This is a genomic window from Methylophilus sp. YYY-1 (genome assembly GCF_029132825.1).
In the GTDB taxonomy this organism is placed as follows: Bacteria; Pseudomonadota; Gammaproteobacteria; order Burkholderiales; family Methylophilaceae; genus Methylophilus; species Methylophilus glucosoxydans.
In genome coordinates, this window is record NZ_WOVG01000003.1 from 408,697 (window position 1) to 428,084 (window position 19,388).

22 protein-coding genes are annotated in these 19,388 nt (G+C 51.1%); 13 read left to right on the top strand and 9 right to left on the bottom strand.

Annotated features, from left to right (window positions below; genetic code table 11):
• Positions 1-238: 238 nt before the first annotated feature.
• Positions 239-835, bottom strand: a complete 597-nt coding sequence (locus GOC95_RS11035) for a hypothetical protein (protein WP_275357093.1) — start codon at positions 833-835, stop codon at positions 239-241.
• Positions 836-1,006: 171 nt separating this feature from the next.
• Between GOC95_RS11035 and GOC95_RS11040 the strand changes: the two genes are divergently transcribed.
• The 4 genes from GOC95_RS11040 to GOC95_RS11055 all read left to right on the top strand — a co-directional run bounded on the left by GOC95_RS11040 (position 1,007) and on the right by GOC95_RS11055 (position 5,454).
• Positions 1,007-1,315, top strand: coding sequence for a DUF3301 domain-containing protein (locus GOC95_RS11040; protein ID WP_194747322.1), 309 nt, complete (start codon positions 1,007-1,009; stop codon positions 1,313-1,315).
• A gap of 6 nt (positions 1,316-1,321) precedes the next feature.
• Positions 1,322-2,194, top strand: a complete 873-nt coding sequence (gluQRS, locus tag GOC95_RS11045; RefSeq protein ID WP_275357094.1) for a tRNA glutamyl-Q(34) synthetase GluQRS — start codon at positions 1,322-1,324, stop codon at positions 2,192-2,194.
• A gap of 106 nt (positions 2,195-2,300) precedes the next feature.
• Entirely contained in the window at positions 2,301-4,490 is a 2,190-nt protein-coding gene (locus GOC95_RS11050) for a TonB-dependent siderophore receptor (protein ID WP_275357095.1), read from the top strand.
• 91 nt (positions 4,491-4,581) lie between these two features.
• Positions 4,582-5,454: an Hsp33 family molecular chaperone HslO gene (locus GOC95_RS11055; protein WP_275357096.1), complete on the top strand. Its 873-nt coding sequence runs from the start codon at positions 4,582-4,584 to the stop codon at positions 5,452-5,454.
• A gap of 7 nt (positions 5,455-5,461) precedes the next feature.
• Here the strand turns inward: GOC95_RS11055 and GOC95_RS11060 are convergent, their stop codons facing one another.
• Positions 5,462-6,256, bottom strand: coding sequence for an RNA methyltransferase (locus GOC95_RS11060; RefSeq protein WP_275357097.1), 795 nt, complete (start codon positions 6,254-6,256; stop codon positions 5,462-5,464).
• A gap of 105 nt (positions 6,257-6,361) precedes the next feature.
• Between GOC95_RS11060 and GOC95_RS11065 the strand changes: the two genes are divergently transcribed.
• Together GOC95_RS11065 and sugE are read left to right on the top strand one after the other, a co-directional pair.
• The gene (locus GOC95_RS11065; RefSeq protein WP_275357098.1) at positions 6,362-7,078 is read left to right on the top strand and encodes a 16S rRNA pseudouridine(516) synthase; all 717 of its coding nucleotides are present in this window, start codon (positions 6,362-6,364) and stop codon (positions 7,076-7,078) included.
• Between the two features lie 20 nt (positions 7,079-7,098).
• Positions 7,099-7,416: a quaternary ammonium compound efflux SMR transporter SugE gene (gene sugE / locus GOC95_RS11070; RefSeq protein ID WP_194747328.1), complete on the top strand. Its 318-nt coding sequence runs from the start codon at positions 7,099-7,101 to the stop codon at positions 7,414-7,416.
• A 96-nt stretch (positions 7,417-7,512) separates the two neighbouring features.
• On the opposite strand, the gene GOC95_RS11075 is transcribed toward sugE, so the two are convergent.
• Both GOC95_RS11075 and GOC95_RS11080 read right to left on the bottom strand, forming a co-directional pair.
• Entirely contained in the window at positions 7,513-7,953 is a 441-nt protein-coding gene (locus GOC95_RS11075) for a bacteriocin (RefSeq protein ID WP_275357099.1), read from the bottom strand.
• 75 nt (positions 7,954-8,028) lie between these two features.
• Entirely contained in the window at positions 8,029-8,463 is a 435-nt protein-coding gene (locus GOC95_RS11080; RefSeq protein WP_275357100.1) for a glycine zipper domain-containing protein, read from the bottom strand.
• A 149-nt stretch (positions 8,464-8,612) separates the two neighbouring features.
• On the opposite strand from GOC95_RS11080, the gene GOC95_RS11085 reads away from it, so the two are divergent.
• Positions 8,613-9,140 (top strand): lipocalin family protein, encoded by a 528-nt coding sequence (locus GOC95_RS11085; RefSeq protein ID WP_194747559.1) that lies wholly within the window; start codon positions 8,613-8,615, stop codon positions 9,138-9,140.
• Between the two features lie 48 nt (positions 9,141-9,188).
• On the opposite strand, the gene GOC95_RS11090 is transcribed toward GOC95_RS11085, so the two are convergent.
• The 3 genes from GOC95_RS11090 to GOC95_RS11100 form a co-directional block, all read right to left on the bottom strand.
• Positions 9,189-9,596 (bottom strand): BON domain-containing protein, encoded by a 408-nt coding sequence (locus GOC95_RS11090; RefSeq protein ID WP_275357101.1) that lies wholly within the window; start codon positions 9,594-9,596, stop codon positions 9,189-9,191.
• A gap of 154 nt (positions 9,597-9,750) precedes the next feature.
• Positions 9,751-10,266: a BON domain-containing protein gene (locus tag GOC95_RS11095; RefSeq protein ID WP_275357102.1), complete on the bottom strand. Its 516-nt coding sequence runs from the start codon at positions 10,264-10,266 to the stop codon at positions 9,751-9,753.
• A gap of 146 nt (positions 10,267-10,412) precedes the next feature.
• Complete coding sequence (locus GOC95_RS11100) at positions 10,413-11,843, bottom strand: CHASE3 domain-containing protein (RefSeq protein WP_275357103.1); 1,431 nt, start codon at positions 11,841-11,843, stop codon at positions 10,413-10,415.
• Positions 11,844-12,136: 293 nt separating this feature from the next.
• Between GOC95_RS11100 and GOC95_RS11105 the strand changes: the two genes are divergently transcribed.
• From GOC95_RS11105 to GOC95_RS11125, 5 genes are all read left to right on the top strand, one after another.
• On the top strand, positions 12,137-12,553 hold the full coding sequence (locus GOC95_RS11105; protein WP_194747333.1) for a DUF883 family protein: 417 nt from the start codon (positions 12,137-12,139) through the stop codon (positions 12,551-12,553).
• Positions 12,554-12,565: 12 nt separating this feature from the next.
• Complete coding sequence (locus GOC95_RS11110) at positions 12,566-13,069, top strand: phage holin family protein (RefSeq protein ID WP_275357104.1); 504 nt, start codon at positions 12,566-12,568, stop codon at positions 13,067-13,069.
• Positions 13,070-13,078: 9 nt separating this feature from the next.
• Complete coding sequence (locus tag GOC95_RS11115; protein ID WP_194747335.1) at positions 13,079-13,711, top strand: response regulator transcription factor; 633 nt, start codon at positions 13,079-13,081, stop codon at positions 13,709-13,711.
• An 89-nt stretch (positions 13,712-13,800) separates the two neighbouring features.
• The gene (locus GOC95_RS11120) at positions 13,801-14,181 is read left to right on the top strand and encodes a response regulator (RefSeq protein ID WP_194747336.1); all 381 of its coding nucleotides are present in this window, start codon (positions 13,801-13,803) and stop codon (positions 14,179-14,181) included.
• A 51-nt stretch (positions 14,182-14,232) separates the two neighbouring features.
• Positions 14,233-14,712, top strand: a complete 480-nt coding sequence (locus tag GOC95_RS11125; RefSeq protein WP_275357105.1) for a hypothetical protein — start codon at positions 14,233-14,235, stop codon at positions 14,710-14,712.
• A 39-nt stretch (positions 14,713-14,751) separates the two neighbouring features.
• Here GOC95_RS11125 and GOC95_RS11130 read toward each other — a convergent pair whose 3' ends face one another.
• Positions 14,752-15,600, bottom strand: a complete 849-nt coding sequence (locus tag GOC95_RS11130; RefSeq protein WP_275357106.1) for a TraB/GumN family protein — start codon at positions 15,598-15,600, stop codon at positions 14,752-14,754.
• Positions 15,601-15,816: 216 nt separating this feature from the next.
• Here GOC95_RS11130 and GOC95_RS11135 point away from each other — a divergent pair, with 216 nt between their 5' ends.
• Positions 15,817-16,911, top strand: a complete 1,095-nt coding sequence (locus tag GOC95_RS11135) for a DUF2235 domain-containing protein (protein ID WP_275357107.1) — start codon at positions 15,817-15,819, stop codon at positions 16,909-16,911.
• Positions 16,912-16,915: 4 nt separating this feature from the next.
• On the opposite strand, the gene GOC95_RS11140 is transcribed toward GOC95_RS11135, so the two are convergent.
• Positions 16,916-19,102: a YgiQ family radical SAM protein gene (locus GOC95_RS11140; RefSeq protein ID WP_275357108.1), complete on the bottom strand. Its 2,187-nt coding sequence runs from the start codon at positions 19,100-19,102 to the stop codon at positions 16,916-16,918.
• Positions 19,103-19,388: the final 286 nt, after the last annotated feature.

Genomic DNA, 19,388 nt, shown 5'->3' on the forward strand with positions numbered 1-19,388 from the left:
GATTTTAAAAGGAGTGGAGTTTGGGCACCGGCAAAAACGCCCCAAAATAACTCAATCAAAAGTGCATTGCACATTATTGGTGCAAATTAGGGCATATTTAAACAAAAGTACTTAAAGATGCTCAAATGCTGATGAATGAGGCATGCCATGCGAACTCATCGAGAGTTTGCGTCAACAAAACACGGATAAAGCGGTGGATAACCGTATCGTCGTATGCCAATACGGAGGAGGGACAGACTTATATGATCTCGACCGGTTGCAATTGCTTGAGCATTTCGACCGCATCAGGATGCGCAGACCAGAAATAGTAAAATTCACGCACCGCGTTTAAAAATAGGTGACGGGTATTTTTGAGATTAAATAGCGGCAGGGTTGCGTCAGCGGTGATGCGGTAGGCGTTTTTTTCTGTGAGTGGTGCTTCACGCAAGCGCAACAACATGAGCTTTGCCATGCGCGTACGCAGTTCAATATCCATCTCCTGCTTGTGCTCCATGGATTTGAGCGCTTTGACGTAGCCGTTAAGCGGCCATAATTCTGCTGTTTCAAACTTCTCGGACTGCAACGCCGGCCAAACGGACTGCAAATCAATCACCGCCGGCTGCCAACCAATAGGATGTAATTCAAAGCCGACAGTATCGGCATATTGCATGACGGCTTTCACATCGCCGCGCCAAAAAGGATAAAACTCGCGGATAATGGTCAGGATTTCTGGCCAGCGCTGGGCTTCTTTGTCGGCCAGACAATCGTCCACCGCTTGCCGGTAGACCGTGCTGCTGCACTCTTGGTCTTTTAATAGCGGCGTTAACTCAGCCAGCACCGCGTCGCGCTGTGCCATGATGGCAGCATCAGCGCCCTTGCTGTGCAATAAATTATAATAAGCTTGAATCGCATCTGCTTCGCGGCTTGAATTCATCGTTAACAACACTAAATAAGAATGAAATGAATATGAAACGGATTATTGGTCATCATACACTGAAAAAGATAATCGTCTTAAAGGAGAACAACGATGGCTGAATGGGCCTTATTAGCCATTTTGATGGCGGGCGCATGGTATTGGATGGATACGATTTCGAAACGTGAGATCGCGCTCAAGATTGGCCGCCAGTTGGCTGAGCGCTGCCATCTGCAGTTTCTGGATGAAACCGTGGCTTGCGCCCGCGTCGGTTTTGCCAGGGATGGTAATGGACGTATGCAGTTACAACGCACGTATACCTTTGACGTCTCCAGCCAGGGCATTGAGCGCATGGCCTGTCATCTGCAATTGCGGGGCGGCCAATTGGTGGCCTGGCATATTCCGCCTTACGTCACCCAGTAAAACGCCATGGTGGTTGGCCGCTTTGCCCCTTCGCCTACCGGTCCCTTGCATTTTGGCTCACTGGTCGCCGCCGTCGCCAGTTACTGCGATGCTAAAAGCCAGGGCGGCCGCTGGCTGCTGCGTATAGAAGATGTAGACACCACCCGCCGCGTAGCCGGCGCCAGCGCAGACATGATTCGCACCCTGCAGCATTATGGCTTTGTTTGGGATGAGAAAATCGTCTACCAAAGTGAACGCACCGAGCACTATGAGCAGGCCCTGGCGCAGTTACGCCACCGGGGCCTGGCATACCCTTGCAGCTGCTCGCGCAAGGAGATTGCCGACAGCTCAACACAACTGGGCATTGAAGGTGCCATTTATCCTGGCACTTGCCTGCAACATCCCATTAAACCAGACACACCAGCTGCCTGGCGCTTGAAAACGCCTGCTATCAATATCGGCTTTGCCGATAGAGTTGTCGGCTGGCAGCAACATGCCATCGCCAGAGACATCGGTGACTTTGTGATCAAGCGTGCCGATGGTCTGTTCAGCTACCAGTTAGCCGTGGTCGTTGATGATGCTTTGCAAGGCGTGACCCATGTGGTGCGCGGTGCTGACCTGCTGCAGTCCACCACGCGGCAGATCTATCTGCAACAGTGCTTGGGCTATGCCACCCCAGCGTATGCCCATATCCCGCTGGTATTGAACGACCAAGGGCAAAAACTCAGCAAACAAACCCTGGCAACCGCTTTGCCGCTCGACAATATCCTGGCCACGCTCGTTGCCGCCTTCAACTTTCTACCCTATTTACCGCAACCGGTTCCCACTTTTTCAAACTTGCCTGCGCTGTGGCAATGGGCAATGGCCCATTGGCAACTCGGCCAGCTTGCTAGCGACTAGTACTCACGCTTATCCCGTGATTTGCTGACAAAACTTACAAAATTTATTGATAACCATTATCAACTAAGTTAATATTCGCGACAATCATTGAGAGGATATTAATTTTATGACGATTAAAAATACCCAAGAAAATCCGTTCAGACCTCGTCCAACGCTGCTCTCGATCGGGCTGTTTTTTAGTAGCGCACTGTTATCCATGACCGCGTTAGGCGCCAGTGAGCGCGAAACCGTCGAGTTACAAGAGGTCGAGGTCAAGGCAGAGAAACAGAGTGACACCAAACCGGTCAAGGGTTACAACGCAAAGCGCTCCACCTCCGCGACCAGAACCGATACCGAGCTGGTCAACGTACCGCAAGCCATTACCGTGATTACGCGCGACTTTATGCAAGACCAGTCCATGCAAAGCATCGCTGATGCTGTACGCTATGTGCCTGGTGTGCAAGCGGCACAAGGTGAAGGTAACCGTGACCAGCTTGTATTACGTGGCAACCAGACTACGGGTGACTTGTTTGTAGACGGCCTGCGCGATGACATTCAGACTTACCGCGACTTATATAACACTGACCGTATCGAGGTGCTTAAAGGCCCTAACGGCATGATTTTTGGCCGCGGCGGCGCAGGCGGTGTCGTGAACCGCGTCAGCAAAAAAGCCGGCTGGGATCCCGTCAGAGACCTGAGCGTGAGCTACGGCAGTTTCGATCACCGCCGGATCACCGCTGATTATGGTCAAGGGTTGTCAGAAGAATTAGCATTCAGACTCAATGCGGTGTATGAAAACTCCAACTCTTACCGTGATGGCGTGGAATTAAAACGCTACGGCATGACACCGACCTTTACGATCAAGCCGGGGGATAAAACCGAGATTGTTTTAAGTGCCGAATACTTTAAAGACGAACGCACTGCGGATAGAGGCATACCGTCTTTTATCGGTGGGGACAACAGCAACCTGAATAATCGTCCTTATCGCATCAAGGATTATGACAAGTTTTTTGGTAACGCAAAATTAAGCCCGACCGAAACAGAAACTGTCGCCTTTAATGCTGCCATCAGCCATGCCTTTGATAACGGCGTGCAGGTCAAAAACAGTACCCGTTTGGCCTACTACGATAAGTATTATCAAAACGTTTATGCAAATAGCAGTGTGACAACCGCCAATACCCTGCAATTAGGCGCTTATCGAGATGAGACAAAACGTGAGAACCTGATTAACCAAACTGATATTACCTATACAGCCAAAACTGGAAATGTAGAACATAAGTTGCTGGCTGGGACAGAGCTTGCTGCACAAGATACGACAAATAAGCGACTCACTCAGGGAACGAGTGAAAACTTAACTGGCAGCGTCTCGGCCGATAACCCTACAGTTTCCAATGTAGCCTTTAATGCAACCAGCCGCAATCAGAAAAGTGACTTTACCGTTGCCGCCATATACTTGCAGGATCAAATCGTTTTCAACCCCAAATGGCAGGCAGTCCTGGGCTTAAGACATGATCATTTGGAAACAAATTACACCGACTTGCGAACAGGTAACTTTGCTAATATCAATGTCACAAATAATCTGCTTTCACCGCGAGCCGGGCTGATTTACAAACCTACGACGGATAGCTCGCTATATGCAAGCTACAGCACCTCATATGTGCCGCGCGCTGGGGATCAGTTGATTGGTCTTACCGTGAGCACTCAAAGCTTCAAGCCTGAAAAATTCATTAATAAAGAAGTCGGCGCAAAATGGGATATCAACCCCAATCTGGCATTGACTGCCGCCATTTTTCAACTTGAAAGAGAAAATGTTTTGGCCGCAGACCCTACAAATACAGGTAACTCTATTCTGCTTGACGGCCAGGAAACCAAAGGTCTGGAAGTTGGCCTGAGCGGCAAGGTGACTGACCAATGGCAGGTCATGGGCGCATTCACGTTGCAAGAAGGCGAAATCACCAAACAGCAAGGCGCAGGCAACAGTGCGATCCTGGCTGGCAGCAATCTGGCAATGACACCCACCCGCACCTTCTCATTGTGGAATAAATACCAGATCAATGACATGTGGGCCGTCGCGTTGGGCATGGTCAGCCGCTCAGAAATGTATGCGGCCACCCCAACGGCTAGCCAAAGCACGCTGCTGCCTGGTTACACGCGTTTTGATGCAGCGATTTTTGCCAAGTTAAGCCCGCAGTGGGATGCGCAAATCAATATCGAGAACCTGACTAACAAAGACTATGCCCTGTTTGCGCACAACAACAATAACATTACGCCCGGTGCGCCTTTAAACGCCCGTGCGACCTTGAACTATCATTTCTGATCTAGCATGCATGTGATTTTAGCCCGCCACTGTGCGGGCTTTTTTATTGCGGGTGTCAGCGACGCCAAGCTTCAATGTTAAAATAGCGCACATGAAAAATGCACAACGTCCAGACCAACTGCACCCTTTTATTTTTGAACAGTCCGCCGTGCGCGGTAATTTTGTTCAGCTCAATCAAAGCCTGTTCACTGCGCTTGAGCATCAGAGCCTGCCTGATGCGCTCAAAAGCGTGATTGGTGAGTTTGCGGCAGCCAGTGTGTTGCTGACCTCTACCCTCAAAATGCAAGGGAAACTGATTTTGCAATTGCAAAGTAAAGGCGCCTTGCAGTTATTGGTGGTTGAATGCACTTCTGCTTTAAATATCCGCGCGACAGCCAAGATCAGTGGCGAACTCAATGGCCCACATTTAATAGACTGGCTCGCACAAGGCCAGCTGGTGATTACCCTGATGCCTGAAACGGGCGAGCCTTATCAGGGCATTGTGCCGCTAGAAGGTGACAGCATAGCCAGCATGCTTGAAAACTACATGCTGCGCTCTCAACAGATTGACACCCGCCTATGGCTGACCGCGGAGGGAAACCGCGCGGCTGGCCTGCTGTTGCAAAAATTGCCGCAGCAGCAAGAAAGTGATCTGGACTGCTGGAACCGTGTGCAACATCTGGCGGGTACTGTCACGGCCCCGGAGCTGTTGGATCTGGAAGCGGTCACCCTCTTGCAGCGGTTGTTTGTGGAAGAAGATGTACGGTTATTTAGCGGGCGCGAAGTGCAGGCGTTTTGTAGTTGCTCGCAAGCCAATGTCAGCAATATGCTGCAAATGCTGGGTCTGGAAGAAGTGCAAAGCATTTTGCAGGAGCAAGGCAGCATTGAGATTCAATGTGACTTTTGCCACAAACACTATGTGGTTGATGAAGAAGAAGCGCTCGCCTTGTTTGAGGCAGACAACTCGCTTGGCATCAAACACTAATCTGCGGCTATGTGCCCAGTCCGCGTTGGCGCTGGCATTCAAATAACGCAATCGCGGTGGCTGCGGCCGCATTCAAAGACTCCAGGGCCAGTGTGCCCTGATGTGCCATCGGAATGGTGACACAGGTCTCAACCGCGGCTTGCAGCGCAGCAGAAATCCCAGCCCCTTCGTTGCCCACCACAAACAAGACGGGCTCTTGCAGCCCTTGCTGATACAAGCTGGCGCCCTGCATGGTCAAAGCAAGGGTTTTGCCGGAAAAGCCCGCAATCACCTCGAGCGCATCCACGCTTTCCATCAGCGGTAAAATAAACTGTGCCCCCTGCCCGCCTCTGAGCGCTTTGGGCGACCAGGCATCGGTACAACCTTTAGTCAGATAGGCGGCCTGCACGCCTGCGGCCGCGGCCGTCCGCAAGATGCTGCCCAAATTACCCGGATCCTGGATATCTTCTATCACCAGTGCAAAATCACAGTGCGCGGGCAGCGTCGCAGCAGGAATATCCACCAAGGCCATCACACCACTACTGGATGCCACTGGCGCCAACTCGGCAAACATCAACGTAGGCAACAGCATGGTATCCACATCCGTCAACTGCTGTATCAAGGCCGTCGCCTCGTCATTACTATGCCCTTCAGGGATAATCAGCAGCCTGGGTTCACCATAGACCTGATGGTAGGCTTCAATCAAATGCACGCCCTCCAAAAGGGTAGACGCCGTTTTTTTGCGCTCACGCGACTGGTCGGCCAGCTTGCGCAATTGCTTGAAGACAGGGTTATCGCGGGAGGTAATATGTTTAAAAGCCATGCAGGAATTATACGTGAATTGCGCGGCTGGCTGATTTTTGCCTGGAATCCATCCACAAATACGCGCCCAGCCCAAAGCTGCGCACCATTCACGTATAATTCCTGCATGGCAAAAACACTTGATTTAGAACGTATCTTGCACCGGCAGGGCTTTGGCACACGCAAAATGTGCCGCATTTTAATTGTTAACGATGCAGTCACCGTCAATGGTGAACCCTGTGATGACCCGGACGCCAAGTTTGCGCTCGACAACAGCCTGCACTTCACGGTGGAAGGTGAGCCCTGGCAATACCGCGAGCATAGTTACCTGATGATGCACAAACCGGCGCATTATGAATGTACGCATAAAACCCAATTTCACCCGACCATCTATACGCTGCTGCCCAGCCCACTGGTTGAACGCGGCGTTCAGTGTATCGGACGGCTAGATGAAGATACCACCGGCCTGATTTTGCTGTCAGACGATGGTCAGTTTATACACAAAGTCAGTTCGCCCAAACACCATGTACCCAAGGTATACGAGGTGACTTGCAAACACGCTTTGAGCACTGCCGATATGCAGCACCTGTTGGCAGGCGTGCAACTGATTGATGAAGACGAAACGATTGCTGCCTTGGCCGCCACACAGATCACAGAGACCGTGATACACCTCACGCTGGCAGAAGGCAAATACCATCAGGTCAAGCGCATGATCGCCGCCATCGGCAACCGCGTAGAAGCCTTGAAACGCATTAAAATTGGCCAACTGGCGCTACCAGAGACTCTGGCAGTGGGGGAATGGCGCTGGCTCACCGACGTGGATTTAATTGCCGTTCAATCCTGAACGATCAACAAAGGACCTTCATGATCTGGTTAGTGCTGATAATTGCGGGATTGTTTGAGACCGCCTGGGCTATCGGTTTGAAGTATACCGAGGGATTCACCAAGTTTTGGCCCTCGTTCTGGACCATCGTGACCATGGTCATCAGCGTCTGGCTTTTGGGCGTCTGTGTCAAGCAGCTGCCTGTCGGCACGGCTTATGCCGTCTGGGTTGGCATTGGGGCTGTCGGTACTGTGATCGGCGGCATCTGGCTATTTAATGAACCGGTATCTCCATTGCGCATCTTCAGCTTGTGCATGATTATGGCCGGCATTATCGGCCTCAAGCTGGCGGCGCATTAACTGCCAGCAAGCACTGGCATTAGCAAACTGGCAATTTTAAATCCTGTTGTGTGAAAGCCGGGCAACTTGAAACTCAAGCTGCCCCCAAGCCTGGATTTAACTACCGAGCAATTTTTGTGCTTTGGCAGTGGCGTTATTGGCAGTCTGTTTTTTCGTGTGTGAGACGTGATGTGTTTTTGTGGCTCCACTTTGCTGAGCCACGCAAGCGCCGCCTGCACTGCCTAAACCGGCACCAATCACCGCGAGCAACCTGCCACCACCCAAACCACGCCCCAGGATTGCACCGCCGGCCCCGCCCACGGCACCCCCCAACATCGTCGCAGGCTGTGCTTTGCCGCCATTGGCGACCACACTCCCCACGGCACCACCTACGGCGCCCCCGAGCACTTCACCCGCGGGCCCCAGCATCACGGCACCAATGGCTGAACCAGCCAAGCCACCGACGCCACTGGCACCGACATTTTTGCTATTACAGCTTTGCGCCCAACTGGGGTTGCTGGCAATCAGCAAACTGACAGCAATCATCCATGTTTTCATGTCATGCTCCATTCAATGAAAAAGGGAAGAGGATCAAATAGACACTTGTACGACACGCGCGCTTAATCAGCAGTCTTAATCGTGATCATGGTGTCTGTGCTTGTGGTGATGGCGCGGACCTTTGTGTCGTTTGCCATAGCCACGCCCTGCATAGGGATCCGGCTCGTCTATCACTTTACCGACCACTGCACCGCCTGCACCGCCAACACCGGCGCCGACCACAGCGCCTGTGGTAGTACCGCTCACTTTACGCCCAACCATTGCCCCGGTGGCACCGCCCGCAGCCCCACCCAAAATGGCACCGGTCCGTCCCGCACGGCCTGTGGTCGCCGCGCCTCCCAGACCACCGCCGACAGCGCCACCGATGACCTCACCGGTAGAGCCGCCTAACACGCTACCTACTGCAGTCCCGGCTGCAGCGCCCAGGCCGCCGCCAAGACCTGTTTCCAGATTATCTGCCATGACTGGTGTTGCGCATATGAACAACACACCCCAAATCAATTTTTTCATGTTGTATCCCTTGTTTGAATTTATGCTATTTTAAATGGTCTTTGAAAAACCATATATTGTTTATTGACTATATTGTTATGTTAAATAGCCGTCTCAGCCTCTTTTGCATTTGCATCGTGTCAACTTGTCTCATCAGCTGCTCAGCGCCGATGCCCAGCCAGGCCGAGCAATCCATTGTCCGCAGCTTTGACCCTAACCAATACACCGGAACCTGGTATGAAATTGCCAGACTGGACAACCGATTTGAAAAAGGCTTGGAGCAAGTCACGGCCAATTACACCATCGAAGCGGATGGCACGCTCAAGGTAGTGAACCGTGGCTTCGATCCCCAGAAAAACGACTGGAGTGTCGCTACCGGCAAGGCCAAATTTGTCGATCCGGCCAATCCTGACGGCAGCCGTACCGGCAAACTCAAGGTGTCATTCTTCGGCCCTTTTTATGGTGATTACACCATCCTCGAAATCGATAAGCCTTATTACAACTATGCCTTGGTTAGCAGTGGCAGAGACTACTTATGGATACTCTCCCGCACACCACAACTCCCCTACCCGATCAAACAACATTTGATGGCCAAAGCCAAAGAATTGGGTTTTGCCACCGATCAGTTACTGTTCATCCGACAAGCCAACCAGGCCGAGTACGAATCCGGTAGACATGTGATGCCCCAGCATCAATAACTCCTGCCGGGACATCTCTGATACCACCGCATGGCCTTGTCCATCAGTTCATTGGGCATCCATCTGCTCAACAGCGCTGCCAGGTGCAGGTGGGGTATCCATCACTGTATCCATGCCTGCGGGCGCAGGGGCTGGCACCACTTCACCTGTGGTATAGCGCAACTCGCCCAGAACGGCATACACGCCTTCAGCCTGTTTGGCCAGATTAGTCACCGTTTCAACCTGCTCTTTGGAAGCAACCTGACCGCTCAGTTGAACCACACCATGGGTGTCAGAATTCACTTCAATTGCTGAAGCATCTACGCCATGGCTCTGCAACAGGGTTTTCACATTGTCGACCACCGTTTCGCTAGGCAAAAATTTATACATCGGTTCGCCTTGTGCCAGCGCATGGGTGCTGGCAAGGCCCATTAAAGTTACTAAAGCACTCATAGTCAGATAACGATTCACTTTCATGATGTTTCCTTTCATTTGTACACGTGATTAAGAGGGCGAGTTGTCCAAGCTGCAAAGAGGATGAATCTAACAACTACTTGTAGGACAACCCGCCAAACAAAAAAAGCAAGCTACATCATTGGGAGAGGATATGTAGCTTGCGAGGGGGTGTGAGTTAACCTTTCACCACAATAGCGTTTTTCACAGATTTAACGCCCTCTACGCCAGTCACCAACTCTTCAGCCTTGGCTTTGAGAGAGGCATCTCCGACAAATCCACTCAGCAATACTTCGCCTTTATGAGTTTCCACGCTGATCTTGAGTGACTTCAAGGATTCTTCCTCGAGCAGTTTGGCTTTGACTTTGGTGGTGATCCAGCTGTCAGACATGGCACCTTTAATGGCTTTCTGGCTGGTCTGTGTCTTAAGCTCTGCAAATTCTTCATAGCTCAAAGTGCCATCATTGTCGTGGTCAAACGCTTTGAAATCTTTTTTCTTTACGTTTTTGTCTTGCTGTATTTCTGCCCAGGTCAAGGTGCTGTTGCCATTCTTGTCCAAGGCCTTAAACTCTTCCTGATAGGGCTGTACGCCGTTTTGCACTTCGTCCAAATCGAACGCAAAGGCATTCACAGTGATTGTTGTTGCCAACAGGCTGCCAAAGATGATTGCTTGTTTATATTTTGACATTGACATTTGCGTCTCCTTATTTACGCACATCGCAAAGTAGTTGATGCGATGTGTAGCCATGTTACCGGCTGGGAGCACAGGGGTCAGTCGTCCACCGACTGAATCCCTTGTCAGAATATGACTACAGCGTGTAAAACGCTGTATGAGGAGGCTTAGTTGTTTGCAGGTTCGGCAGCGAGGAAAGGTAACATCACCCGCGTACTGGTGCCCTGGCCAGGCGTACTGGTGACTTCATAATGGCCGCCAATAGACTCTACCCGGTTGCGCATGCCGCTAATGCCGGTGTTACTACTGGTCAGACTATTCATATCAAAGCCGATGCCATTATCGGCAATTTCAAGCTTGATATGCTGGTCGTCGTGCATCAGATGCACCGAAACGCCACTGGCCTGTGCATACTTGCTGCAGTTATTCAGGCTCTCTTGCACCAGGCGATAAATAATCAAACTCAAGGTCTCGTTCATCATGAGCTCTTGCTCGGGCATGATGATATCCATTTGCCAATGGTTACGGGCAGCGGCCTCATCAACCAGGTTTTGCAACGAGGCGATCAGACCAAAACTCTTGATCATGGAGGGATGCAGGTTTTGCACAATCTCACGTTTAAAGTTGATACTACGGTCCAGGTATTGGTTGGTCTTTTTCAGCTTGTCGGTGATTTGCGGCGAGCTGTCTTTTAAGTATTTGATCGCCCAGGAAATATCCATTTTAATGGCTGTCAACAACGAGCCCAGCTCATCATGCAATTCGCGCGAGAGCTGGTAGCGCTCACGTTCAATGTTGGTCTGTGCCTGCAGGGCCTGGCGTTGCAGGCTGACGGTTAGGGACTGGATATTGCGCTCGTATTCGGCATTCTCATCCGTCAAGCGTTCGTGCAGATTGGCTTTTTCTGCCAGCTCACGCAATAACCGGCGAATCACCAGCACCACCAGTGACACAAAGATCAACGGGCACGCCATGACAAACCAGCGCATCATGCGCCGCATATTGTTTCTCGCCTCGGCCAGTTCGTGACGGTAATCAGTGATTTCCTTCTCAAACTGGCGCGAGAGCATTTGCACGTTCGCACTTTCTTTAATGCCAGAGTCCAGCTTGACCACGGCCAATGCCTTGTCGAACTGATGCTTTTTGGCAAAATCAATGGTCACACTCATTTCGGCAGATTTTTTGGCTATGCTGTTGACCAGCTGGTTCATGATGTTTTGTATCGTGATGTGCTTGACCAGATTGGTGTGGTTCAACAGCGTATTGATGTTTTGCAGATGTTCGCTGATCTCCTGCGTCGCCTCGTCATAAGGCGCGAAATAGTTTTCCGAACGGGTGAGCAAGTAGCCGCGCTGCGCGCTTTCAGCCACCGAAAGACTGGCTTGTGTTTTCCACTCCTCCATCAGGAGCTGGTCCAGTTTGGTCAGCAGGTCTGTTTTTTCACGCGTATTGACGATCAAGCGATCGTTCACCACCAGCATGGCCGCAGCGAGCAATAAACTCACCGTCAGTAAAGCCACCGTATTACCGCCAAAGGTATCACTGATGACTTCCAGCCTGTCCAGCAAGGCCATCAATTGGGTTCTGATTTTTTGCATGCGGTTTACAAGGATAAAGATTGAAAGAAGGGTCAATCCAGCGTATTTTAATGTGCATTGTGAACAATACATTATCATCATAACGGGCTTGATGAGGATGGGCAATGTAAACATGCGTGATCAAGCCAAATAAGCATTGTCAGAGAATTCTGACCGTGTAATCGGTAGTGAGCCGATAGGTTCTCGCAGGCCGGGCAGTTAAGATGGCACCATATTGAAAACGCATCTTAATGCTCATATAACATCAAGATCGATTTCAACCATGCTGTATGACTTTTTAAAGGAGTGACAAAATGTTTAATTTTTCCAAAGACCATGTTGAAAATACAACGGATGATTTAGCTAAAAAATCTGACCAAGCCATTGAAGAAATTGCAGCGCAAGTCAAATCCACCGCTAATGATTTGCTGGACGCAGTCAATGACACGGCTGACACGACACAAGACAAGGCCAAGGCCTTGATTCACACCCTGAAAGCAAATATCGACCGTTTGACCAGCGAAGAAAATGCAGCGGCATTGGCTTCTAACCTGTCAGCGAAAGCAGGCCGTGTGAAGGATCAGGTACAACGTGAAGTCAGCGATACCTACCACACCATCAAGGACAAAACCGCTGACACGGTACAAGAGCATCCGCTGGGTACGGTACTGGTAGCCGCTGGCGTCGGTTTGCTGATAGGATACCTGTTGGGCGCCAAGCGTCGCGAATAATTAAGGAAATCTATGTGGTTAAACCTCCTGAAATTTGTGGCTGTACTGTTTCTAGACCGTAAAGTCTCGGCATTGAAGGATAATTTCATCCATTTGCGCCATCATGTGGCTGACTATACCGAAGACAGAGCGCAACACATGAAACAGGATTTTCTGGAGGAAACCCAACGCATGGCTACCAGCATTGTCGGCCTGCTGGTGGTCTTCAGCATGTTTATTTTTACCGGCTTGCTCGGGTTGATGTGGCTGTTTTCCATCTTGTGGGAGAATCCGCATCGCACCTTGATTCTGGGGCTGGTGATGCTGGTTCCTGCCGCCATCGGGCTGATTGTGTTTTTGGCAGTGCGCGCGCAGTGGTACAAAAAACCATTGTTTGCAGATTCGCTGTCAATGATCAGTCATGACTGGCAGGTATTCCGCAACGAGATTGCGCCACCGCCACCGGCAACACCTGAAAATGAGGGTGGCGAAGCGGCTGACACTGAAAAACCGGCTTCTGACACCCCAAAACAATAAGAGAACCACATGAAAAGAATTCTTTTGGTAGATGATCACAGTATTGTTCGTGATGGTTTACGTAACCTGATTGAGCTTGAGTCTGACCTGCAGGTCACCGGAGAAGCAAGCTCTGGCTCAGAAGCCATCCAGCTGGTACGCAAAAACGAGTTTGATGCCATGGTGCTGGATATATCCATGCCGGATAAAAATGGGGTCGATACGCTGCATGAGCTTAAGCACGTCGCCCCGACCTTGCCGGTGCTTGTGCTGAGCGGCTATTCTGAAGACCAGTATGCATTGAACCTGATGCGTAACGGCTGCAAGGGCTATTTGTCGAAAAATGCGGATTCAGATGAAATCATTCAGGCCATCCGCACCATTGCCAGCGGCAAACGCTATATTTCGGCCGAACTGGCAGAGCTGATGACCAATGAACTGAGTCATCCTTCGGAGAAACAGTTACATGAAACCCTGTCCGACCGAGAGTTTCAAGTATTCGTCAAGCTGGCTGCGGGGCAGACCCCAACGGCCATTGCAGAGGAGCTCTTCATCAGTATCAAGACCGTGAGCACTTATCGCAGTCGCATTCTGGAAAAAATGGCAATGAAATCAAATGCTGACCTGACATACTATGCCATTAAATATGGGCTACTTAACTAAAGAAAAATCACTAACAAGGCGCCCTTTTGTCATGTCAGCATTCAACTTGCTTAAATTAGATCACCCAGGGAGTCATTGGTGAGATTGTTATGTATAGATTATTGTTAGTTGAAGATTCTGCGTTGATCCGTGATGTCATTGTGGAAATGCTGCAAGACTGTCAGCAGCTTGATATCCAGGATGTCGCCACCACCAGTGATGAAGCGATCAACCTGCTCAATGCCCATGAGTACGACATGGTCGTGCTCGACATTGAGCTGGCCAAAGGCACGGGCTTTGATGTGGTCAGGCATACCCGCCAGCAGAGCTACCCTTACAAAACGCCTGACATTGTCATGTTGACCAATCATGGCAACAGTTACTATCGTAATCTGGCGCAAAATATGGGCGTAGAGTATTTTTTTGACAAGTCCTTGCAGTTTGATGAGTGCATAGACATCATTCAACAGCGTGCCAGCCAGATCAACTAACTACCTTTCTTAACCCTGGCCAGACCCGGCCTGAAACACTGCGGTGCTTTGATGTCTTTAGAAACCTGGGAATTACTGAGCTATGTGGTCACCGTGGTCGGCTTGCCGCTGGCCATTGTGACGTTTGTGCTTGAACAGCGCAAAGAGCGCGAAAATGAAGATGAAGAGGTCTACCAGTTACTTGCAGATAACTACACGGATTTTCTCAAGCTGGTGATGGCTCACCCCGACCTGCAATTGCGCTCCAACCGCGAATCCCTGGCGCTCAGCGCCGAACAGGAGGAGCGCAAACTGGTGTTGTTTGAAATCCTCATTTCACTGTTTGAGCGCGCCTATTTGCTGGCTTACGATCCCGACATGCGTGGCAAACGCTTGCGCCGCTGGATGTCGTGGGAGGATTACATGCGTGAATGGTGCCAGCGTGAAGATTTCCGCCAGCACCTGCCACGACTGCTGGTCGGCGAAGATGCTGATTTTGTGGCCCACATTAGCCAGATTGCACATGAAGTCGCCTCTGCGCAGACGCGCTAGACCCACAGCTGATGACGCTATCCAACCACCCCTCAACCGCTATTTTTTGATGGCGGTGACTTTAAAGCCCGCCTGTCTGAAGGCCTGTAACAAGCCATTTTTACCGGCCAAATGCGCCGCACCAACGGCAATAAACACACTGCCTTGTCGCGCCTGCTCCAGACTACGCTCGGCCATCACCACATTGCGTTCGTCCAGCAACTTGACGCGCATACGTTGCCACAAAGCGGCCGGCAAAATGCCACGCGTCATGGCATCATCCATATTCGCGACCTGATCGGCATCCCCCGCCAAATACGCCTTCATCAACCGTTCAAAGTCTTGCTCCTTTTGCTTTTGGCTGCGTCTGAGCACCGCACGCAACATGAGTAATTGTTCATCCATGGACAAACTATCCATGACCCCAAAATGCGCTTGCGCACTTTCTAACCCCACAATACGTTTGTCGAACTCCTCTGCTTTAGCTTTAAGCAATAGATCTTGCGCAAACGGCGTTTGTGGCTTGGGCAAATCAAACATGACCGCCAGCAACCAGGGTTTCATTTTGACCACCGCATCCATCGGGATCACGTGCATGTCTGCCAGCGCAGCGACCTGCTGCAATTCTGCTTCCGAGAGTAACTGTTTCAAATTGCTGTCTGGCATTTGCAAAAGACTCACTGGCGGCGCCTCTGCTACCTCCAGCATAAACATATTCACATTTTTAAGCGCCTGAATCACCGGCGCTGAAAAGTTGGTGACCCGGTTATCGTCGGTATGCATAGTGCCAAACAGGTAACTGACCTGGCCATTGGGCGCCTCCAGCTGCCAGAACAGGCCTTTCTCAGCCGCTTGCAGCAGTGGGGTTACTATCAATAAACACAGGGCGAACAAACGGACACTTCGCATCAAATTCCTCACTTTTTGTGATTAGCTAAATAGTTGCAAACCCTCAGCAACCGGCATTGTGACATCGTCTCACAAATAAATATCCGCTGCCATGATTGCAAGGCATCAGGCCGTCATTGCCAGCCCCCACGCCGAGGACTACCATAGGCAGGTAGCTCCATGATCGAGCACTCAAGGATACAGCGACACTTCCCCCTCAACCCCGGAGACAGCCAGATGAAAAGCAACAAACGTTTGATTGTTTTATTTGATGGCACCTGGAACGACCCGCAAGACCTGACCAACGTCTACCAACTCTCGACCTTAATCGAAGCCAAGGATGGCGAGATTGAACAGCGTTTTTTCTATGAACCTGGCGTTGGGACCGGCACCGGCGAAAAGTTGCGCGGGGGTTTATTTGGGTATGGCTTGAGCAAAAACCTGCTTAAAGGCTATGACTGGCTAGTCAGGCGCTATCAGGCAGGCGATGAAATTTGGGTGTTTGGCTTTAGCCGTGGCGCGTATACGGCCAGAAGCCTGGTCGGCTTGATCCGAAAATGCGGGTTACTCAACACCAGCACACCAGATTTGCTCGCACGCGCTGAAGCGCTCTACCGCGACAAATCCGCTGCACCGGAGAGCCCCCAGTGCCTGGCGTTCAGGCAGACCTACAGCCAGGAAGTCCGTGTCCATTTTCTGGGAGTTTGGGATACCGTTGGCGCGCTCGGCATCCCCGGCACCATGATTTCAGAGCAGGGATTTTATGCCTGGCATGATACCGAGCTGTCAAAAATTGTTTCTTATGCCTACCATGCGATGGCAATAGACGAACATCGTGAAGCTTATAAAGTAGCGATGTGGACCAATGCGGGCGGCCAGCAAAAACCTGAGAACATTGCGGTGGAGCAGCGCTGGTTTATCGGCGCGCACGCCAATGTCGGCGGCGGTTATGGCCATGACCCGCTGGCCACCATTGCACTGGGATGGATGCTGGACAAAGCCCGTGCCGCAGGCCTTAAACTAAAACCGTTTTCAGTGGCCCCTAATGCCAGCTTATCCAGCCCCACAGATGCATACAAAGCGTTTGCTTATGGACTGTATGCTTTGTTCAAGGGCTTGTTTAGCAAAGGCGATGGTAGATTTTACCGGCCTTATCGTGGCAGCCCAGTCACGCCCTCCCCCGACGTAGCCACTGCGTTGCAAGCCCTGCCTGTGACAGCGGTTAACGTGACGCTGGATAGTTCGGTAGCGGAAAAATGGTTGGCACAAGCCGATTATCGCCCGCCTACGCTGCTCAATGCAGGCATAGCGCCGACGCAAGCGCCACGCTAATCCATCAATGTTTTTTGCTACGCGGCGCGTGCTTTTTCGGGCTGGCAAAGCTTTTGGTCTGGTTAAAGCCTTTGGGTAATGGTTTGGCCTGGAAGCGGCTGCCGTCCGATTGAACGATTTGTGGCAACACGGCAGGCTGGTACGCGGGCACAAGGTGCTTTTTACCATTGCCAATCAAATCCGCTCGGCCCATTTTTTTCAATGCTTCACGCAGCATCGGCCAGTTTTGTGGATCGTGGTAGCGGATAAACGCTTTATGCAATTTGCGGATATTGCCTGCTTTAGGGACGGGCACGGTTTCAGAATCCGCCGTCACTTTACGCAGCGGATTTTTACCGCTGTGATACATGGCTGTGGCCATCGCCATCGGCGTCGGCGTAAAGGTTTGCACCTGATCCAATCTAAAATCATTACGCTTGAGCCATAAGGCCAGATTAAGCATGTCTTCATCGGTGGTGCCTGGATGCGAGGCAATAAAATACGGGATCAAATACTGTTTTTTACCCGCCTCTGCGCTAAAGCGCTCAAACATGCGCTTGAACTCATCATAGGCGCCCATGCCAGGCTTCATCATTTTGCTTAGCACATTCTCTTCAGAATGTTCAGGCGCAATCTTGAGATAGCCGCCCACGTGATGCTGCACCAGCTCTTTCACATACTCGGGCGACTTCACGGCCAGGTCGTAACGCAAGCCGGAACCGATTAATATCTTTTTGACACCGCGCAGGTTGCGCGCCTTGCGATACAACTGAATCAACGCAGAGTGATCGGTATTGAGGTTTTCACATACGCCCGGATAGACACAAGACAACTTGCGGCAATTCTTTTCGATTTCCTCAGACTTGCAAGAGAGGCGATACATATTGGCGGTCGGGCCGCCTAAGTCTGAGATTACCCCGGTGAAGCCATCCACCTTGTCGCGGATTTCTTCAATTTCACGCAAAATCGAGTCTTCTGAACGGCTTTGGATAATGCGGCCTTCATGCTCGGTAATCGAACAAAAAGTACAGCCGCCAAAGCAGCCACGCATGATGTTGACCGAGAAGCGGATCATTTCCCAGGCCGGGATTTTGGCATCGCCATAGGCCGGATGGGGCTTGCGGGCATAAGGCAAGTCATATACATAATCCATCTCTTTGGTCGTGAGGGGAATCGGCGGCGGATTGAGCCAGACCTCCCGGTTGCCATGCTTTTGTACCAGTGCCCGTGCATTGCCCGGGTTAGACTCCAGATGCAACACGCGTGAAGCATGCGCATACATGACAGGATCACTCACCACCTCTTCATAAGACGGCATGCGGATCACCTGACGTTCGCGCGGCACTTTGGCAGCTTTCAGCGGTAAAGGCAAGCTGATCGCCGCAGCATTGGCGTCTTTCGCCTGATCATCCGTTGCGCAACTGGCATCAGCTTTGCCCATTTTCATCGCATAGGGGTCTTCGTGCTTATCCACCACCCCTGGCCGGTCGAGACGGGTAGAGGGCACCTCCACAAATTCATCTGGCACTTGCTTGCGGATAAACGCGGTGCCGCGAATATCCTCAATCTCATGGATCGCTTCTCCACGGGCAATACGGTGCGACAGTTCTACAATGGCACGCTCGGCGTTTCCGAACACGAGCAAGTCAGCCTTGGCATCCATCAGGATAGAACGGCGGACTTTATCTGACCAGTAATCATAGTGCGCTATGCGGCGCAGGCTGGCTTCAATACTGCCAATCACCAGCGGCACATCTGCATAGGCTTCTTTACAGCGTTGAGAGTAAACCAGTACCGCGCGATCAGGGCGCTTATTGGCCTCGGCATTCGGCGTATAGGCATCATCCGAGCGTATCTTGCGGTCCGCGGTATAGCGGTTGACCATGCTATCCATATTCCCGGCCGTGACGCCAAAATACAGATTGGGTTTACCCAGCACTTTGAACGGTTCTGCCGACTGCCAGTCTGGTTGCGCAATAATGCCCACGCGAAAACCTTGTGCCTCAAGCAAGCGGCCAATCAGGGCGACGCCAAAACTGGGATGGTCAATGTAGGCATCGCCGCTGACCAGAATAATATCGCAGCTATCCCAACCCAATGCATCCATTTCGGCGCGACTCATGGGCAGCACGGGGGCGGTGCCAAAGCGTTTCGCCCAAAATGGACGGTAACTTTGAATGGGTTTGGCAGTGAGGGAAGTATAGATTTCCACGCGGGTAACCAGCTAATGCTTGAGAGTTGCGCATTTTACGCATTAATTGATTGATTTGAAAGATTTTTTTCACAACATTCAGGTGAGTGCCCCCTCACCTGGCCAAATCAATCACAATCATTCACCACCACAAACCATTCCCAAATACTTGTGTAATAAATAAGACGGCATTTATTTAAAATTGGGCTCGCACAGGGGCCCGGTCTTATAAATGATTGCAGTCAGTTGTAAAGCCATGTATAAACAAAATGCAGGACGGGGAAATTACTTATAAAATAATTACATA